Here is a 20,503-nt window from a genome sequence, read left to right as displayed (position 1 = left end):
CCACGAGGTGCGACGACGGGGGTGCCCGCACGGTTCGACCGTGCGGGCACCCCCGTCCTCGTACGGGGTACGGACCTGGCCCAAAGTCCAGGTTCCCGGGCGCGTACCTGCACCTAAGCCCGGCCGACGAGCACCGTCCTCTGGCCGAAGTCCGTGCCCGGGTCCGAAACAGATACTCACCGTATGAAGGCATCCAGGTCAGACGCGCAGAGGACGGGCGAGGCCCGCGAGACCGCCATCGCAGTGATCGGGGCCTCCTGCCGAGTGCCCTCGGCGTCGACTCCGGCGCAGCTGTGGCGCCTCCTCGCGGAGGGAACCGACACCGTCTCCGCCTGGCCGCAGGAGCGCGGTCCCGGCAGCCCGTCCTGGCGTGGCGGCTTCCTCGACGACGTCGCCGCCTTCGACGCCGCCTTCTTCGGCATCGGCCCCGACGAGGCGGCCGCCATGGACCCCCAGCAGCGCCTCGCGCTGGAACTGGTGTGGGAGGCCATGGAGGACGCCGGTGTCCGCGACGACGTGCTGCGCGGCTCCCGTACCGGCGTCTTCGTCGGCGTCTCCTCCGACGACTACGCGGGCCTCGCCGCCCGCGGCGCGGCGCCGGGCCCCGACGGGCCGCACGACGTCACGGGCCGGCACCGCGCCGTCATCGCCAACCGGGTCTCCTGGCAACTGGGCCTGCGCGGCCCCAGCTTCGCCGTCGACGCCGCCCAGGCGTCGTCGCTGGTCGCCGTCCACCTGGCCTGCGAGAGCCTGCGTCGCGGTGACGCCGACCTGGCCTTCGCGGCCGGTGTGAACCTCATCCTCTCGCCGGAGAGCATGCGGGCCACCGCGGGTCTCGGCGCGCTGTCCGCCAAGGGGCGCTGCGCCACGTTCGACGAGAACGCCGACGGGTTCGTACGGGGAGAGGGCGGCGGAGTCGTCCTGCTCAAGCCGCTGGAGCGGGCGCTGGCGGACGGGGACCGCGTCTACTGCGTCATCGAGGGCAGCGCGGTCAACAACGACGGCGGCGGCGAACGCCTCACCGACCCCGACGCCGAGGGCCAGCGCGACGTCCTGCGCCGGGCCTACGCCGACGCCGGGATCAGCCCCGACGCCGTCCAGTACGTCGAACTCCACGGCACCGGAACGCCGGTCGGCGACCCGGTCGAGGCCGCGGCCGTCGCCGACGTCGTCGCGCGCGCAGGCGCCGGCGACGGGGCGGTGGTCAGGGAACCGCTGCGGGTCGGCTCGGTCAAGACGAACGTCGGGCACCTGGAGGCCGCCGCCGGCATCGTCGGTCTGCTGAAGACCGCGCTGTCCCTGCGCCACCGCAGGCTGGCGCCCAGCCTGCACTTCAGCGCCCCCAACCCGGCGATCCCCCTGGACGAGCTGAACCTGCGGGTGCAGACCGAGCCGGCCGACTGGCCCGCGCCCGACGAGCAACTCGTGGCGGGCGTCAGCTCGTTCGGGATCGGCGGCACCAACTGCCATGTCGTGCTGACCGAGGCCCCCGAGGCGGCGCGCCACGAGCGGCCGACGCCTCAGGAAGGACCGGCGCGGCGCGAAGGCCGGACACGCCGCCCCGCGACCGGGCGCCCGGTGCCCTGGGTTCTGTCGGCCCGATCGGGCGAGGCCCTCGACGCGCAGGCCGCCCGCCTGCTCGCCCACGTGGAGCAGCGCCCGTACGCGGACGCGGACACCCACCCCGAGACCGGCACCCACTCCGGCGCCGGGACTCTGGACATCGCCAAGTCGCTCGCCGCCGGGCGGTCCACGTTCGAGCACCGCGCCGTCGTCGTCGGCAAGGACGCGGACGGCCTCACGGCGGGCCTGGCGCGCCTGCACGAACAGGCCGTGAGCGGCGTCGCCCAGCCCGGCAGGACCGCGTTCCTGTTCTCCGGCGTCGGCTCCCACCGTGTCGGCATGGGGCGTGAACTGTACGAGACGTACCCCGTGTTCGCCGCGGCGCTCGACGAGGTGCTCGACCACTTCGTCCCCGGCCTCGACCTGCGCGCGGTACTGCTCGGCGACGACGACACGGCCGCCGAGGCGCTCGACGGCATGCGGTACATGCAGCCCGCCCTCTTCGCCTTCCAGGTCGCCCTCCACCGCCTGATCGTCTCCTGGGGCGTCACCCCCGACCTGCTGGTCGGCCACTCCTTCGGCGAGATCGTCGCCGCGCACGTCTCCGGCGCCCTGCCGCTCGCCCACGCCGCCGCCCTCGTCGCCGCCCGCGGCGAACTCATGGAGCAACTCCCGCCCGGCGGCGCCATGATCGCGGTCGAGGCGACCGAGGAGGAGCTGCTCGCCGCCCTCGACGGCGTCGACGACGTCTCGGTCGGTGTCATCAACGGGCCCCGCGCCGTGGTGCTCTCCGGCGCCGACGCCTCGGTCACGCGGATCGCCGACGCGCTCGCCGCGGCCGGTCACCGCACCAGCCGCCTCCGGGTCAAGAACGCCGCCCACTCGCCGCTGATGGCCCCCATGCTCGACGAGTTCGCCGGCCGGATCCGCGGCCTCGCGGTCTGCGAGCCCACCGTCCCCATCGTCTCCACCGTCACCGGACGCACCGGCGCGCCCCTCACGGAGGAGTACTGGGTCGGGCACCTCAGCGCCACCGTCCGCTTCCACGACGCGCTCACCGAGTGCCGCGCGCAGGGCGTGACCCGCTTCGTCGAACTCGGCCCCGGCAACGTGCTCACCCCGCTCGTCGCGACCACCGAGACGGAGATCGCGGTGGCGTTGCAGCACCGCGACCGGCCGGAGCCGCAGGCCCTGCTCACCGGCCTCGCCACGGCCTGGACGGCGGGCGCCCCCGTCGACTGGTCGGCCGTCGTCGGCGCGGCCCGGACCGTCGACCTGCCCACGTACGCCTTCCAGCGCCGCCGCCACTGGTTCGACGAACGACCTGCGGCCGACGAGGCCGAGGAGCACCTCAGCTCCGCGACGCTCGCCCTGCGCGACAGCATCCGCAGCGAGCCCGACGGCTTCCTGGTCCGCTGGCTCGCCGACCACGTGGCCCACATCACCGGCACCGCGGCCGTCGACGCCGACGCCACGTTCCGTGACCTCGGCCTGGACTCCGTCCTCTCCGTCGAGCTGCGCAACCGCCTCGTCTCGGCGGCGGGGCTGCGGATGCCCGCGAGCATCCTCTTCGACCACCCGACGCTCCGCGACCTCGCCGACCACCTGCACGACCGGATCGTCGGCGCGCTCGACGCACCGGCGGCCGCGCCGACGGCCACCGGGCCGGTGGCGGCGGCCGACGACGACCCCGTCGCGATCGTCGGCATGGCCTGCCGGCTGCCCGGCGGCATCGACTCCCCGCAGCGGCTGTGGGAGGCGCTCGCCGCCGGCGTCGACGCCACGTCCGACTTCCCCGAGGACCGCGGCTGGGACCTGGCGAACCTCTTCGACCCGGACCCGGCCAACCCCGGCACGACGTACACGCGGCGGGGCGGATTCCTGTCCGGTGTCGGGGAGTTCGACGCGGGGTTCTTCGGGATCAGTCCGCGCGAGGCGGCGGCGATGGACCCGCAGCAGCGGCTGCTTCTGGAGACGTCGTGGGAGGCGCTGGAGCGGGCCGGCATCGCCCCGGACTCGCTGCGCGGCAGCAGGACCGGTGTCTTCGTCGGCGCCACCAACATGGAGTACGGTCCGCACCTCGACGCCCCGGCCGACGGCACCGAGGGCTTCCGGCTCACCGGCAACACGTCGAGCGTGGCGTCGGGCCGGATCTCGTACCAACTGGGCCTGGAGGGCCCGGCGATGACGGTCGACACGGCCTGCTCGTCGTCCCTGGTGGCCCTGCACCTCGCGGTGCAGTCGGTGCGCAACGGCGAGTGCTCCATGGCGCTGGCGGGCGGGGTGACGGTGCTGTCGACGCCGGGCATGTTCGTCGAGTTCTCCCGCCAGCGCGGCCTCGCCGCCGACGGCCGCTGCAAGCCGTTCTCCGACGACGCGGACGGCACCGGCTGGGCCGAGGGTGTGGGCCTGCTGGTCGTCGAGCGGCTCTCGGAGGCGCGCCGTCACGGGCACCAGGTGCTGGCGGTGGTGCGGGGCAGCGCGGTCAATCAGGACGGCGGCAGCAACGGCCTGACCGCGCCGAACGGCCCTTCGCAGCAGCGCGTCATCCGCGACGCGCTGGCCAGTGCGCGGTTGACGTCCGCGGATGTGGACGTGGTGGAGGCGCACGGTACGGGTACGGCATTGGGCGACCCGATCGAGGCGCAGGCGCTGCTCGCCACGTACGGCCAAGGTCGCGACTCGGAGCGGCCGTTGTGGCTTGGCTCGGTCAAGTCCAACATCGGGCACACGCAGGCGGCCGCCGGTGTCGCCGGTGTCATCAAGATGGTGCAGGCGATGCGCAACGGCGTGATGCCGCGCTCGCTGAACGTTTCCACGCCGTCGCGTCACGTCGACTGGGAGTCCGGCGCGGTGAGCGTGCTGGCCGCGCAGCAGGAGTGGCCGGAGCTGGAGCGGCCGCGCCGCTCCGCCGTGTCGTCCTTCGGCATCAGCGGCACGAACGCGCACGTGATCCTGGAGGCGGCACCGGTCGACGAGGTGCGGGAACCGGGGGAGTCGGATCCTTCGGGTGGCGATGCCGCGGTGGTGCCGTGGGTGTTGTCGGCGCGGAGTGCGGCGGCGCTGGCGGAGCAGGCGGGCCGGTTGGTGACCCGGCTGGGTGAGGGTGCCCCTCTGGATGTGCGGGATGTCGGTCACACGCTGACTGTCGGGCGCGCGGTGTGGGAGCACCGGGCGGTCGTACTCGGCGGCGACATGAATGAACTGACGAATGCGCTGGGTGAGTTGGCGGCCGGGCGTGAGGCGACCGGTGTGGTGTCGGGGCGTGCGGGTGTGGGTGCCGCTGATGGTGGTGCGGTGTTCGTGTTCCCGGGTCAGGGTTCGCAGTGGGTGGGTATGGCCCGCGAACTCCTGGAGTTTTCGCCGGTGTTCGCGTCGCGGATGGCTGAGTGTGGTGCGGCGTTGGAGCCGTTTGTGGATGGCTGGTCTCTCTTGGACGTGGTCCGGGAGGGCGAGGAGGAGTTGCTGCGGCGGGTTGATGTGGTGCAGCCGGTGTTGTTCGCGGTGATGGTGTCGCTGGCGGAGTTGTGGCGTTCGCTGGGGGTGCGGCCTGCTGCTGTGGTGGGGCATTCGCAGGGTGAGATTGCTGCTGCGTGTGTGGCGGGTGGGTTGTCGTTGGGTGATGCGGCGCGTGTGGTGGCGTTGCGGTCGCGGTTGATTGTGCGGCTTGCGGGCGAGGGCGGGATGGTGTCTGTTCTGGCGCCTGAGGCTGAGGTTGTGGGGCGGTTGTCTGCGGGGTTGCAGGTGGCTGTGGTCAATGGGCCGGAGCAGGTTGTGGTGTCGGGTGCTCCTGGTGAGTTGGATGTGTTTGTGGCCGGGTGTGAGGCCGATGGGGTCCAGGTCCGGCGGATCGCGGTGGATTATGCGTCGCATTCGCCGCAGGTCGATGATCTGCGTGAGGAACTGCTGGATGTGCTCGGGGGGATTGAGCCGAGGAGCGGGCAGGTTCCGTTGTTCTCGACGGTCACCGGGGATGTGATCGACACCGCGACGATGGGCGCGGAGTACTGGTTCACCAACCTGCGTCAGACCGTCCGTTTCGATGCCGCGTTGAAGGGGCTGCTGGGTGCCGGGCATCGCGTCTTCGTCGAGTCCAGCCCGCATCCCGTCCTGGTGGGCGCCGTGTCCCAGGCTGCTGAGGGTGAGGGCGTTGCGGGTGTGACGGCTGTGGGGACGTTGCGTCGTCAGGAGGGGGGTTCGGCTCGGCTGGCGCAGAGTCTGGCCGAGGTGTTCGTCGCGGGTGTGGATGTGGATTGGTCGCCGTGGCTGGCCGGTGGTGAGCTGGTCGAGTTGCCGACGTATGCGTTCCAGCGTCGTCGTCATTGGTTGCCGGCGGGGCGGTCCGTGGTGGACGCCGCGGGGCTGGGGCTGCGGCCCGCCGGGCACCCGCTGCTCGGCGCCGCCGTGGCCCTCGCGCCGCAGGAAGGACTCGTCCTCACGGGGCAGCTTTCGCTCACCACGTACCCGTGGCTCGAGGACCACGCCGTCTATGGGACCGTCATCCTGCCCGGCACCGCCTTCGTCGAGCTGGCGTTGCACGCCGGGAGCGAGGTCGGCTGCGGTGTCATCGAGGAGCTGACGCTGGAGCGGCCGCTCGTGCTGGCGCGGGGCGTGTCCACGTCCGCGCAGGTGTCGGTGGGGGCCCCTGATGAGGCGGGGCGCCGGACCATTTCCGTGCACTCGCGCGTCCAGGAGACCGATGCCGACACCGGTCCGGGCGCGGGGGCCGAGTGGGTCCGGCATGCCGTGGGCGTGCTGGCCGACGGCGCGTCGGCCGGGACGGAGCGGTTGGAGGGGCAGTGGCCGCCGGCCGGTGCCGAGCGCGTGGACGTCGCGGACGCCTACGAGACGCTGGCCGACCTCGGCTATGGCTACGGACCCGTCTTCAAGGGGCTGCGTGCGCTGTGGCGTGCGGGGGACGAACTGTTCGCCGACGTGGAACTCCCTTCCGACGTCGATGAGTTCGGCGTCCATCCCGCGCTGCTGGACGCCGCGCTGCATCCGCTGCTCGCCGGGGAGATCGTGGTCCCCTTCTCGTGGAGTGGGGTGCGGTTGCATTCGGTGGGCGCGTCGGCTCTGCGGGTGCGGTTGTCGCGGGATGCGGATGGCGCGGTGCGGTTGGCCGCGTTTGATGGTGCGGGTCTGCCGGTGGTGTCGGTGGACGAGTTGCGGTTGCAGAGGATGTCGCGGGAGCAGTTGGGCGCGGCCGTCTCGGCCGCTGACCCGTTGTACGAGGTGCGGTGGGTCGACGTGCCCGTATCCGCGCCGTCGGCCGGTGCTTCCGGCGGTGGGCTTCCGTCCGACGTCGTCGTCGCCCACGTCGAGCCGGGCGGGGACGCAGGGTCGCGGGTCGCGGAGGTGCTGGGCACGGTTCAGCGCTTCCTCGGCGGGGCGGCGGAGGAAGCCCGGCTGGTCGTGGTCACGCGCGGCGGGATGACGGACGTGCCGGACCCGGCGACGGCTGCCGTGTGGGGCCTGCTGCGTTCGGCGCAGGCCGAGCAGCCCGGGCGGATCATGGTGGTCGACGCGCCCGAGGACGCGGACATGGGTGCGGATACGGACGCGGGTACGGGTACGGGTACGGGTACGGCCGCAGGTACGGATTCCCGCACGGAGGCGGTCGTCCTGTCGGCGCTGTCCAGCGGTGAGCCGCAGCTCACTCTGGTCGACGGCAGGGCCTTGGCGCCCCGGGTGGTCACCGCCTCGCCGGAGCAGGGTGCCGCGCCGACGTGGGACCCGGACGGGACCGTTCTGATCACCGGAGCCGGTGGCTCGCTCGGGCGGCTCTTCGCCCGGCATCTCGTGGCCGAGTACGGCGTACGTCATCTGCTCCTGGTCAGCCGTCGCGGCGCCGATGGCTCCGAGGAGTTGGCCGCCGAGCTGACCGAAGCGGGCGCGTCGGTGGCGTTCGCGGCGTGTGATGTCGCCGACCGGGAGGGTCTGGCGTCCGCTCTGGCCGGTATCGCGGACGAGCACCCCCTCACCGCCGTGATCCACGCCGCCGGTGTCCTGGACGACGGCGTCGTCACCGCTCTGACCCCCGAGCGTATCGACACGGTCATGCGCCCGAAGGTCGACGGAGCACGCCACCTGGACGAGCTGACGCGGGACGCCGACCTCGCCGCGTTCGTGCTGTTCTCGTCCGCCGCCGGTGTGATGGGCACGGCGGGCCAGGCCAACTATGCGGCCGCGAACGCGTACTTGGACGCGCTCGCCCTCTCCCGCCGGGCCGAAGGGCTCGCGGCGACTTCACTGGCCTGGGGTCTGTGGGCCAGTGACAGCGCGATGACCGCGCACCTCGACGAGGCCGACATAGCCCGGCTTTCACGCAGCGGCCTGGGTTCGATGTCGACGTCACAGGGCCTCGCTCTGTTCGACGCCGCGCTGGCGGCCGACCGGGCGACCATCATCCCGGCCCGCTTCGACCTGCCCGCGCTGCGTGGGCAGGCGGCGCAGGGCCGGCTGCCGGCCGTGTTCAAGTCGCTGGTCCGCGCACCCGTACGGCGGGCCGTCGCGCCCACCGCGGCGGAAGCCTCGTCCTGGGCGGCGGGAATGGCGGCGCTGGAGGAGGGGGAGCGGCGTGAGGCGCTGCTTGAACTCGTGCGTGGGCAGGTGTCGTTGGTGCTCGGCCTCGGTTCGGCTGGGTCCTCGGTCGAGGCGGACCGGGCCTTCCGTGATCTGGGCTTCGATTCGCTGACGGGTCTGGAGCTGCGGCAGCGGTTGCAGACGGTGACGGGGCTGAAGCTGCCGTCGACCCTCGTCTTCGACTATCCGACGCCGATCGCGCTGGTCGGATACCTGGAGGAGGAGATCGGCGGGACGGACGCGGCCCCGGCGGCGCCCGCCCTCACATCCGGGGGAGCCGCTGACGACAACGACCCGATCGTCATCGTGGGGATGGCGTGCCGTTTCCCGGGCGGGATCAGGTCGCCGCAGGAGTTGTGGCAGGCGACCCTCGACGGGGTCGACGCGATCACCGACTTCCCCGACGACCGCGACTGGGACCTGGCGAACCTCTTCGACCCGGACCCGGCACGCATCGGCACGAGCTACTCCCGCCGGGGCGGATTCCTCGCCGGGGCGGGGGAGTTCGACGCGGGATTCTTCGGGATCAGTCCGCGCGAGGCCGTGGCGATGGACCCGCAGCAGCGGCTGCTTCTGGAGACGTCGTGGGAGGCGCTGGAGCGGGCCGGCATCGCCCCGGACTCGCTGCGCGGCAGCAGGACCGGCGTCTTCACCGGGCTCATGTACCACGACTACGGGACCTGGCTCGGCGAGGCGACCGAGGACGTCGAAGGCCTGATGATCACCGGCAACAGCGGTGGTGTGGCGTCGGGCCGCATCTCGTACCAACTGGGCCTTGAGGGCCCGGCGATGACGGTCGACACGGCCTGCTCGTCGTCCTTGGTGGCGCTGCATCTGGCGGTGCAGGCGCTGCGCAATGGTGAGTGCACCCTCGCTCTGGCGGGTGGTGTGACGGTCATGTCGACGCCGACGACGTTCGTGGAGTTCTCGCGGCAGCGGGCGATGTCGGTGGACGGGCGGTGCAAGGCGTTCTCCGACGACGCGGACGGCGCGGGGTGGGCCGAGGGTGTGGGCCTGTTGGTCGTCGAGCGGCTTTCGGAGGCGCGGCGTCATGGGCACCAGGTGCTGGCGGTGGTGCGGGGGAGCGCGGTCAATCAGGACGGCGGCAGCAATGGCCTGACCGCGCCGAACGGCCCTTCGCAGCAGCGTGTCATCCGCGACGCGCTGGCCGGCGCGCGGCTGACCACGGCCGATGTCGACGCCGTCGAGGCGCACGGCACCGGCACCGCCCTCGGCGATCCGATCGAGGCGCAGGCGTTGCTGGCGACGTACGGTCAGGGGCGGGATGTGGAGCGGCCGTTGTGGCTCGGTTCCGTCAAGTCGAACATCGGGCACACGCAGGCGGCCGCCGGTGTCGCGGGCATCATCAAGATGGTGCAGGCGATGCGGCACGGCGTCATGCCGCGCACCCTGCACGCCGACACGCCGTCCCACCACGTCGACTGGGAGTCCGGGCAGGTCCGGCTCCTCACCGAGAACCAGGAGTGGCCGGAGCTCGACCGTCCACGCCGCTCCGGTGTGTCGTCCTTCGGCATCGGCGGAACGAACGCGCACGTGATCCTGGAGGCGGCGCCGGACGACGCGACGGGACCGACCGAGGCGACCGAGGCGACAGCGCCGGCCGAGTCCTCCGCATGGCCCGAGACGCCGGCCGTCGTGGCCACCCCGGTGGTGCCGTGGGTGTTGTCGGCGCGGAGTGCGGCGGCGCTGGCGGAGCAGGCGGGCCGGTTGGTGACCCGGCTGGGTGAGGGTGCCCCTCTGGATGTGCGGGATGTCGGTCACACGCTGGTGGGCGGGCGCGCGGTGTGGGAGCACCGGGCGGTCGTACTCGGCGGCGACATTGCCGAACTGGCTACCGCTACGGGTGAGTTGGCGGCTGGTCGTGAGGTTTCGGGGGTCGTGTCCGGTCGTGCCGGGGCGAATGGTTCCGGTGGTGCGGTGTTCGTGTTCCCGGGTCAGGGTTCGCAGTGGGTGGGTATGGCCCGTGAACTCCTGGGGTTTTCGCCGGTGTTTGCGTCGCGGATGGCTGAGTGTGGTGCGGCGTTGGAGCCGTTCGTGGATGGCTGGTCTCTCTTGGACGTGGTCCGGGAGGGCGAGGAGGGGTTGCTGCGGCGGGTTGATGTGGTGCAGCCGGTGTTGTTCGCGGTGATGGTGTCGCTGGCGGAGTTGTGGCGTTCGCTGGGGGTGCGGCCTGCTGCTGTGGTGGGGCATTCGCAGGGTGAGATTGCTGCTGCGTGTGTGGCGGGTGGGTTGTCGTTGGGTGATGCGGCGCGTGTGGTGGCGTTGCGGTCGCGGGCGATTGTGCGGCTTGCGGGCCAGGGCGGGATGGTGTCTGTTCTGGCGCCTGAGGCCGATGTTGCAGGGCGGTTGTCCGCGGGGTTGCAGGTGGCTGTGGTCAACGGGCCCGAGCAGGTCGTGGTCTCGGGTGCTCCTGGTGAGCTGGATGTGTTTGTGGCCGGGTGTGAGGCCGATGGGGTCCAGGTCCGGCGGATCGCGGTGGATTACGCGTCGCATTCACCGCAGGTCGATGATCTGCGCGACGAACTGCTGGATGTTCTCGGGGAGATCGAGCCGAAGAGCGGGCAGGTTCCGCTGTTTTCCACGGTCACCGGTGATGTGATCGACACCGCGACGATGGATGCGGAGTACTGGTTCACCAACCTGCGCCAGACCGTCCGCTTCGACGCGGCCCTGCACCGCCTCCTGGAGGCCGGGCATCGCGTCTTCGTCGAGTCCAGCCCGCATCCGGTCCTGGTCGGGGCGGTCACTCAGGCCGCCGAAGGTGAGGGCGTCGCTGGTGTGACGGCTGTGGGGACGTTGCGTCGCCAGGAGGGGGGAGCGGCTCGGCTGGCGCAGAGTCTGGCCGAGGTGTTCGTCGCGGGCGTGGATGTGGATTGGTCGCCGTGGCTGGCCGGTGGTGAGCTGGTCGAGTTGCCGACGTATGCGTTCCAGCGTCGTCGTCATTGGTTGCCGGCGGGGCGGTCCGTGGTCGACGCCGCGGGGCTGGGGCTGCGGCCCGCCGGGCACCCGCTGCTCGGCGCCGCGGTCCGGATCGCCGGTGGCGACGAGGTCGTCCTCACCGGGCGGCTGTCCCGTTCCACTCACCCGTGGCTCGACGATCACGGTGTCTTCGGCACCGCTCTCCTCCCGGGCACCGCGTTCATCGAGATGACGCTCCGCGCCGGCGACGAGGTCGGCTGCGGTTTCATCGAGGAGCTGACGCTGGAGCGGCCGCTCGTACTGGCGGAGGACGCCCAGGTGTCGGTACAGGTGTCCGTGGGAGCGCCGGACGCCGCCGGACGCCGGAACGTCACCGTGCACTCCCAGGTGCAGAGCGCCGACGCCGACGTGACCGGGGGAGCGGAGTGGGTCCGGCACGCCGTCGGAGTGCTCGCGGACGCCGGGCCCGTACCGTCGGCGGAGCGCTTGGAGGGGCAGTGGCCGCCGGCCGGTGCCGAGCGCGTGGACGTCGCGGACGCCTACGAGACGCTGGCCGACCTCGGCTATGGCTACGGACCCGTCTTCAAGGGGCTGCGTGCGCTGTGGCGTGCCGGCGACGCACTGTTCGCCGAGGTCGCACTGCCCGTGGATCCGCAGGAGTTCGGCATCCACCCGGCCCTTCTCGACGCGGCCCTGCACCCGTTGCCCTCCGGCGACCTGTGGGTGCCGTTCTCGTGGAGTGGGGTGCGGTTGCATTCGGTGGGGGCGTCGGCTCTGCGGGTGAGGTTGTCGCGGGATGCGGATGGCGCGGTGCGGTTGGCCGCGTTTGATGGTGCGGGTCTGCCGGTGGTGTCGGTGGACGAGTTGCGGTTGCAGAAGATGTCGCGGGAGCAGTTGGGTGCGGCTGTCTCGGCCGTTGACCCGTTGTACGAGGTGCGGTGGGTCGACGTGCCGGTATCGGTTCCGTCGGACGGTGCTACCGGCGGTGGGCTTCCGTCCGACGTCGTCGTCGCCCACGTCGAACCCGGCCAGGACATCCGGGCGAGCGTGGCCGGCGTACTGGAAACGGTCCAGGACTTCCTGGCCGCATCAGCCGACGGCGACGGCGACGGCGACCGCGAAGGCGAAGGCGAAGGCGAAGGTGACGGCGAGGGCAACGGCAACGGCGGCGGTTCGGATCGGGGTCCCGGCGAGGACTCACGGCTCGTCGTCGTCACCCGCGCCGACATCGCGGGCCTGCCCGACCCTGCCACCGCGGCCGCGTGGGGCCTGCTGCGCTCCGCGCAGACCGAACACCCCGGACGCATCGTCGTCGTCGATGCCCCCGCGAAGGGCGCTTCCGCGGACAGCGATACACGGTCGGAGCTGCTGGCCGCCGCACTCGCTTCGGGAGAGCCCCAACTCGCCTGGCATGAGGGGCAGTTGACGGCGCCGCGACTCGTGGCCGTCCGCCCCGCCGCCGCCGCCGACGCCGCCACCGTCGCCGCCGACGCGGACGCCGAAGACGAAGCCACCGCCGAGGCCACCCCCGCCCCGTCCCGGTGGAATCCGCACGGCACGGTTCTGATCACCGGAGCCGGTGGCTCGCTCGGGCGGCTCTTCGCCCGGCATCTCGTGGCCGAGTACGGCGTACGTCACCTGCTCCTGGTCAGCCGTCGCGGCGCCGATGGCTCCGAGGAGCTGGCCGCCGAGCTGACCGAAGCGGGCGCGTCGGTGGCGTTCGCGGCGTGTGATGTCGCCGACCGGGAGGGTCTGGCGTCCGCTCTGGCCGGTATCGCGGACGAGCACCCGCTCACTGCCGTGATCCACGCGGCGGGTGTCCTCGACGACGGGGTCGTCACGGCCCTGACCCCCGAGCGTATCGACACGGTCATGCGCCCGAAGGTCGACGGGGCACGCCTTCTGGACGAGCTGACGCGGGACGCCGACCTCGCCGCGTTCGTGCTGTTCTCGTCCGCCGCCGGTGTGATGGGTACGGCTGGCCAGGCCAACTACGCGGCCGCGAACGCGTACTTGGACGCGCTCGCCCTCTCCCGCCGGGCCGAAGGGCTCGCGGCGACTTCGCTTGCCTGGGGTCTGTGGGCAGGCGGCGACAGTGCGATGACCGCACATCTCGACGACACGGACATCGCCCGGCTCACCCGGGGCGGACTCGCCCCGATGTCTCCCGCGCAGGGCCTCGCCCTGTTCGACGCGGCTCTCGCCGCCGACCGCGCCACCTTGTTCCCGGCCCGTCTGGATCTGCCCGCGCTGCGCGAGCAGGCGGCGCAGGAGCGGCTGCCGGCCGTGTTCAAGTCGCTGGTCCGCGCACCCGCGCGCCGGGCCGCCGCGGCCACTGCGGCGGAGGGTTCGTCGTGGGCGGCGGAGATGGCGGCGCTGGAAGGCGGGGAGCGGAAGGAAGCTCTGCTCGAACTCGTGCGTGGGCAGGTGTCGTTGGTGCTCGGGCTCGGTTCGGGTGGGTCCTCCGTGGAGGCGGACCGGGCCTTCCGTGATCTGGGCTTCGATTCGCTGACGGGTCTGGAGCTGCGGCAGCGGTTGCAGACGGTGACGGGGCTGAGGCTGCCGTCGACCCTCGTCTTCGACTATCCGACGCCGACCGCGTTGGTCGGATACCTGGAGGAGGAGGTCGGCGGGGCGGACGCGGCCCCGGTGACCCCGGTCCGCACGGCGGGGGGTGACTCCTCCGACGAGGATCCGATCGTCATCGTGGGGATGGCGTGCCGTTTCCCCGGTGGGATCAGGTCGCCGCAGGAGCTGTGGCAGGCGACCCTCGACGGGGTCGACGCGATCACCGACTTCCCCGACGACCGGGGCTGGGACATCGCCGACCTCTACGACCCGGACCCCGACCGGGCCGGCAAGACGTACACCCGGCGCGGTGGCTTCCTGCACGACGCCGCCGTGTTCGAGCCCGAGTTCTTCGGGATCAGCCCGCGCGAGGCCGCCGCGATGGACCCGCAGCAGCGGCTCCTCCTGGAGACCGCGTGGGAGGCCTTGGAGCGGACCGGTATCGCCCCGGACTCGCTGCGCGGCAGCAGGACCGGCGTCTTCACCGGACTGATGCCGATGGAGTACGGTCCGCCGCTGCACGAGCCCGTCGAGGGCATGGACGGGTTTCGCATGCTGGGCAGCGCGTCGAGCGTGGCGTCGGGCCGCATCTCGTACCAACTGGGCCTTGAGGGCCCGGCGATGACGATCGACACGGCCTGCTCGTCGTCCCTGGTGGCCCTGCACCTGGCGGTGCAGGCGCTGCGCAATGGTGAGTGCACCCTCGCTCTGGCGGGTGGCGTGACGGTCATGTCGACGCCGACGACGTTCGTGGAGTTCTCGCGGCAACGGGCCATGTCGGTGGACGGGCGCTGCAAGGCGTTCTCCGACGACGCGGACGGCGCGGGATGGGCCGAGGGTGTGGGCCTGTTGGTCGTCGAGCGGCTCTCCGAGGCGCGGCGTCTCGGGCACCAGGTCTACGCCGTCGTACGGGGCAGCGCCGTGAATCAGGACGGCGGCAGCAACGGCATGACCGCCCCCAACGGCCCCTCGCAGCAGCGCGTCATCCGCGACGCGCTGGCCAGTGCGCGGCTGACGTCCGCGGATGTGGACGTGGTGGAGGCGCACGGCACCGGAACGTCGTTGGGCGACCCGATCGAGGCGCAGGCGCTGCTCGCCACGTACGGTCAAGGGCGGGATGCGAAGCGGCCGTTGTGGCTCGGTTCCGTCAAGTCGAACATCGGGCACACGCAGGCGGCGGCGGGTGTCGCGGGCATCATCAAGATGGTGCAGGCGATGCGGCACGGCGTCATGCCGCGCACCCTGCACGCCGACACGCCGTCGCGTCACGTCGACTGGGAGTCCGGCGCGGTGAGCGTGCTGGCCGCGCAGCAGGAGTGGCCGGAGCTGGAGCGGCCCCGCCGCTCCGCCGTGTCGTCCTTCGGCATCAGCGGCACGAACGCCCACGTGATCCTCGAAGCGCCGCCCGCGGACACGGTGTCGCTCTCGGAGACAGCGCCGCCCGAGGACACGGTGTCGCTCTCGGACACGGTGCCGCCCGCGGACACAGCACCGCCCGCCCGGACCGCGCCGCCCGAGAGTGCAGCGGGACCCGGTGAGGCAGCACCGTCCGAGCAGACGACGGCGCGTGCACCGGAAGCCCCGGTGATCGCCTGGCCCCTGTCGGCCAGGACGGCCGACGGGCTGCGCCGCCAGGCGGCACGCCTGCTCGACCACATCAACCGCGCCCCCACCAACACCAGCCCCGACCCCGCCGACCGGGACACCGCCCACCGGGACACCACCCACCGGGACCCCGCCCCCGACCCGCGCGACGTCGCCCACACCCTGGCCACCGGCCGGGCCCTGATGGACCACAGGGCCGTCGTCCTGGGCACCGGACGCGACGACCTGACCGAGGCGCTGGCCGCCGTCGCCCGCGGCGAGGACGCCCCCGCCGCCGTCACCGGCGCCGTACCGGCCGTCGGGGCGGGCGGGCTCGCCCTCGTCTTCTCCGGGCAGGGCTCCCAGCGGGCCGGCATGGGCCGGGAGCTCCACGCCCGCCACCCCATCTTCGCCGAGGCCTTCGACGCCGTGTGCGCCGCGGTCGACGCACACCTCGACGGATACGCCGAACACCCGCTGCGCGACGTCGTGTTCGCGCCCGAGGGGTCCCCGCTCGCGCCGCTGCTTCAGCAGAGCATGTACACCCAGACCGGGTTGTTCGCCCTGGAGGTCGGCCTCCTCGAACTGCTGCGGGACCGGGGCGTGACCCCCGGGCACGTCATGGGCCACTCCCTGGGCGAGATCACCGCGGCGTACGCGGCGGGCGTCTTCTCGCTGTCCGACGCGTGCGCCCTCGTCGCCGCCCGCGGACGCCTGATGCAGGCCCTGCCGGAGGGCGGCGCGATGGTGGCCGTCGCGGCGGGCGAGGAGGAGACCCGGGCGCACATCGCGGCGGCGGGCCTCACCGACGCCGTCGGGATCGCCGCTGTCAACGGCCCGCGGGCCGTCGTCGTCTCCGGCGACGAGGCCGCAGCCCTCGCGGTCGCGGACCACTTCCGGCAGGCGGGGCACCGGGTGCGCCGCCTCGCCGTCTCGCACGCGTTCCACTCGCACCGCATGGACGCCATGCTCGACGAGTTCGCCGACGCGCTCTCGGGGCTGGCGTTCAACCCGCCGCGGATCCCCGTGATCTCGAACGTCACGGGTGGGCCGGTCGACGCCGGGCGCCTGTGCACCGCCCGGTACTGGGTGGAGCACGTCCGCGGCGCCGTCCGCTTCGCCGACGGCGTGCGGGCCCTCGCCGATCAGGGTGTCCGCGCGTTCCTGGAGGTCGGCCCCGACGCCGCCGTGACCTCGATGGCGCACGCCACGCTCGACGAGTGCCTCGGGGACGACGCGTACGTCGCCGTGGCCACCCTCAAGTCGGGCCAGGACGAGGCCTTCGCGCTGCACCGGGCCCTCGCCGAGACCTTCGTGGCCGGCACGCCGGTGCGGTGGGACCGGCTGCTCACCGGCGGGCGCCCCGTCGAACTGCCCGGTTACCCCTTCGCGGGGCAGCGCTACTGGCAGGACGCCGCGGCGTCGACGGCCGGCGTCCGGGCCGCAGGCCTCACCGGCACCCGCCACCCCTTCCTCGGCGCCGCCGTCCACCTGCCCGACGGGCAGACGGTGCTGACCGGCCGCGTCCTGCCCGGCGCTCACCCCTGGCTCGCCGACCACGCGATCGGCGGCACGGTGCTGCTGCCCGGCACCGCCTTCCTCGACCTGGCCCTGCACGCCGGCGCCGAGACGGGCTGCCCGTTCGTCGAGGAACTGACCCTGCAGGAACCGCTGTTGCTGCCCGCCGGCACCGCGGTCTACCTCCAGGTGGTCGTCGGCGCCCCGGACGCGACGGGCCGCCGTACGGTCGCCGTCCACTCCTCGGCCGCCCCGGCCTCCGGCGGCGAGCCGCAGATCCAGCACGCGACGGGCACCCTGGCCGACACGCCGGCGCAGCCCGGCGAAGCGGGGAGCCTGCCGCCCGCGGGAGCCGACGCCGAGTGGATACCGGTCGACGGCCTCTACGCCGACCTGGCCGAGCGCGGCTACGGCTACGGGCCCCTCTTCCAGGGCCTGCGCACCGCCTGCCGTACGGCCGACGCGCTCTACGCGGAGGCGGAACTCACCGCGCAGCCCGGCGCGTTCGGCATCCATCCGGCGCTCCTCGACGCCGCCCTGCACGCCGTCACGCTCGGCGTACCGTCCCTGCCCGGCACCGAAGGGCCGCGGCCGCTGCTCCCGTTCTCCTGGACGGGCGTCACCCTGCACGCCTCCGGGGCCGGTGCGGTACGGGTCCGGCTCACCGCCACCGCCGACGGCGCCGTCTCCCTGACCGCCGTCGACACCGCCGGACAGCCCGTCGTCACCGTGGACGCGCTGCTGCTGCGGCCGATGTCCGCGGCGACGGCGCACGGCGGCGGGGACGGTGGACTCCACCTGCGCTGGCGCCCGGTGCCCGTGCCGGAGACCTCCGGGGTGCCCGTGCCCGGGGTCACCGTCGCGGAGGTCGGGCCCGGAGGCGACGTGAAGGCCCGGCTGGCCGAAGTACTCGCCCGCGTGCAGCGCTTCCTCGCGGGGACGGCCGAGGCGTCCGATGCATCCGATGCGACCGCTGCGTCCGATGAGGATGAGACGGCTGAGACGGCTGCGACGGCTGCGACGGCTGGGACGAGTGGCGGGGATGACGTCAGCGCCGCGCACGGCGGCGACGAACGGCTCGTCGTGGTCACCCGGGGCGGCATGACGGACCGCCCCGACCCGGTCACCGCCGCCGTGTGGGGCCTGATGCGGGCGGCCCGGGCCGAACACCCAGGACGCCTGCTGCTCGTCGACACCGACACCGCTGCCGATGCCGCCACCGCTGTCGCCGACGCCGTCGCGGTGGCCGTAGCCACCGGCGAACCCGAGATCGCCTGGCGCGACGGGCAGGCGTACGTACCGCGCCTCAGCCGTACCGCACCCGACCTGCTCCCGCTGCCGGACGGCACATCCGCGTGGCGCCTCGCGGCGGCGGGCCCGGGCGAGGACCCGGCGGACGTCGGCGAGCTCGCCCTCGTCCCCGCTCCCGAGGCTCCTCTCGGGCGGCGGGAGGTCCGGGTCGCGATACGGGCCGCGAGCATCGCCCCCGACGACCTGACCGACACGGACCGCGCCCCCGGCATCGAAGGCGCCGGAGTCGTCACCGAGGTCGGCGCGGAGGTCACGGCACCGGCCGTGGGCGACCGTGTCTGGGGCGTCTTCCCCGAGGGCGGCACGCTCGCCGGGACCGCGGTCACCGACCACCGCTCCCTCGCCCCCCTGCCGAAGTCCCTGACGTTCGCGGAGGCGGCGGCCGCGGCGACCCCGTACCTCACCGCCTGGCACGCCCTGGTGGACGAGGGCGGACTCGGGGCGGGGCAGCGGGTGCTGGTGCACGGCGCCGAGGGCCCCGTCGGCCTCGCCGCCGTCCGGATCGCCCGGCACCTGGGCGCCGAGGTGTACGCCGCCGCGCCGCCGACCGCCCACCCGGCCCTGCGCGACCTCGGCCTCGACGGCGCCCACGTCACCGGGCCCGAGCCCGGCGACATCGCACAGCGGGTACCGGGGGGCCTCGACCTCGTACTCGACCCGCACCGCAGCACCGGCGCCGAGGTGGCGGCTGCCCTGCTGCTCACCGCCGACGGCCGGTACCGGACCGCCGACGCGCGCGCCGCGGCCACCGTTGCGGACGCCGGCCGACGGCAGGCGATCCTCGCCGAACTCACCGGCCTGTTCGACTCCGGGGCACTGCGCGCGCTGCCGTTCACCGCCCACGACATACGGTCGGCCCCCGGGGCGTTCCGTGCCCTGCGCGCGGAGGCGGCGGATCGCGGTCTCTCCGGGCGGACCGTCCTGACCGTCCCCCGCCCCATCGATCCCGACGGCACGGTCGTCGTCACCGGCGCGAGCGGCACCCTCGGCCGGCTGGTGCTGCGCCACCTGGTCGCCGAACACGGCGTACGCAACGTCCTGTTGCTCAGCCGCAGCGGCGCCGAAGCACCTCGCGACCTCCTGGACGGCCCGGACGGCCGTGATGGCTCGGACGGCCCTGACGGCCCGGCCGTCGCGGACGACCAACTGCGGATCCGTTCCGTGGCCTGCGACGTCGCCGACCGCGAGCAGCTCGCCGCGGCTCTCGCGGGCATCCCCGCGGAGCATCCGCTGACCGCCGTGGTGCACACCGCGGGCGTCCTGGACGACGGGGTCCTCGCGTCCCTCACGCCGGAGCGCCTCGCCACGGTGCTGCGCCCGAAGGCGGACGCCGTCCGGGCCCTGCACGACACGACCGCCGACGCGGACCTCGCCGCCTTCGTGGTGTTCTCGTCGGTCGCGGGAGTGCTCGGCTCGGCGGGACAGGCCAACTACGCCGCCGCGAACGCCTATCTGGACGCGTACGCCGCCGGCAGGCGCGCGGCGGGAGCCCCGGCGGTCTCCGTCGCCTGGGGCATGTGGAGCGAGTCCAGCTCGATGACGGCCGGACTCGGCGCCGCCGACCTCGGCCGGATCGCCCGCACCGGACTGCTGCCCACCACCACCGAGGAGGGCCTCGCCGCCTTCGACCTGGCGCTCACCTCGGCCGTCCCGTGCCTGGTCCCGGTGCGTGTGGACACCGCCGCGCTGCGGACCGGCGACACCGTGCCGCCGCTGCTGCGCGACCTGGCGCCCGCGCGGCGGCGCAGGACCGCGTCGAGTGCGCCGACGGCACCCGCCGAGACGCTGGAGAGCAAGCTGCGCGGGCTCCCGGCCGAGCAGCGCACCGCGCTCCTGCTCGACCTCGTCCTGGCGGACGTGGCCCAGGTGCTCGGACACGGTGACGCACGGAGCGTCTCCGTCGACGGGGCCTTCCGCGACCTCGGGTTCGACTCGCTGACCGCGGTGGAGCTCCGCAACAGGATCAGCGGCCGGATCGGAGTGAAGCTCAGCGCGACCGCGGTGTTCGACCACCCGAGCCCGCGCGCTCTGGTCGACCACCTCGCCACCCGGCTCACCCCGGCCCCGGCCGCCGGACAGGCGACCGCACCGGCATCCGCGCCGGCGGCGACCGCACCCGAACAGCCGGGCTACGAAGGGGTCATGGCCGACCTCGCCAGGATCGGCGCCAGGCTGAACGGGCTGCGGCTCACCGGCGGTCAGCGCGCCGCACTCGCCGAGACGGTCCGCGGCCTGACCGAACCTCCGGCGCAGGGCCACCCCGATCCGGCCGACGAAGAGCAGGCCTCCGCAGACCTGGGAGCCGCGTCGGCCGCGGAGGTCCTCGACTTCGTCACCAAGAACCTCGGCATCTCCATCACCGGCGACACCACGCCCGCCATCGACCAGAGTTGAGAGTGAGTTCATGCCCACCGAGAACGAACTGCTCCAATAC

General features: G+C 73.4%; 1 protein-coding gene. It reads left to right on the top strand.

Going from position 1 to position 20,503, the window contains the following annotated elements; all coding sequences use genetic code 11:
* The first annotated feature begins 183 nt into the window (after positions 1–183).
* Positions 184–20,463: an SDR family NAD(P)-dependent oxidoreductase gene (locus ACFYO9_RS02500; protein WP_388665919.1), complete on the top strand. Its 20,280-nt coding sequence runs from the start codon at positions 184–186 to the stop codon at positions 20,461–20,463.
* Positions 20,464–20,503 lie beyond the last annotated feature (40 nt).

This window comes from Streptomyces sp. NPDC005863 (assembly GCF_042871345.1).
GTDB lineage: Bacteria > Actinomycetota > Actinomycetes > Streptomycetales > Streptomycetaceae > Streptomyces.
The sequence above is the reverse complement of the archived record's forward strand: the minus strand, read 5'-3'. Positions and strand labels throughout refer to the sequence as shown.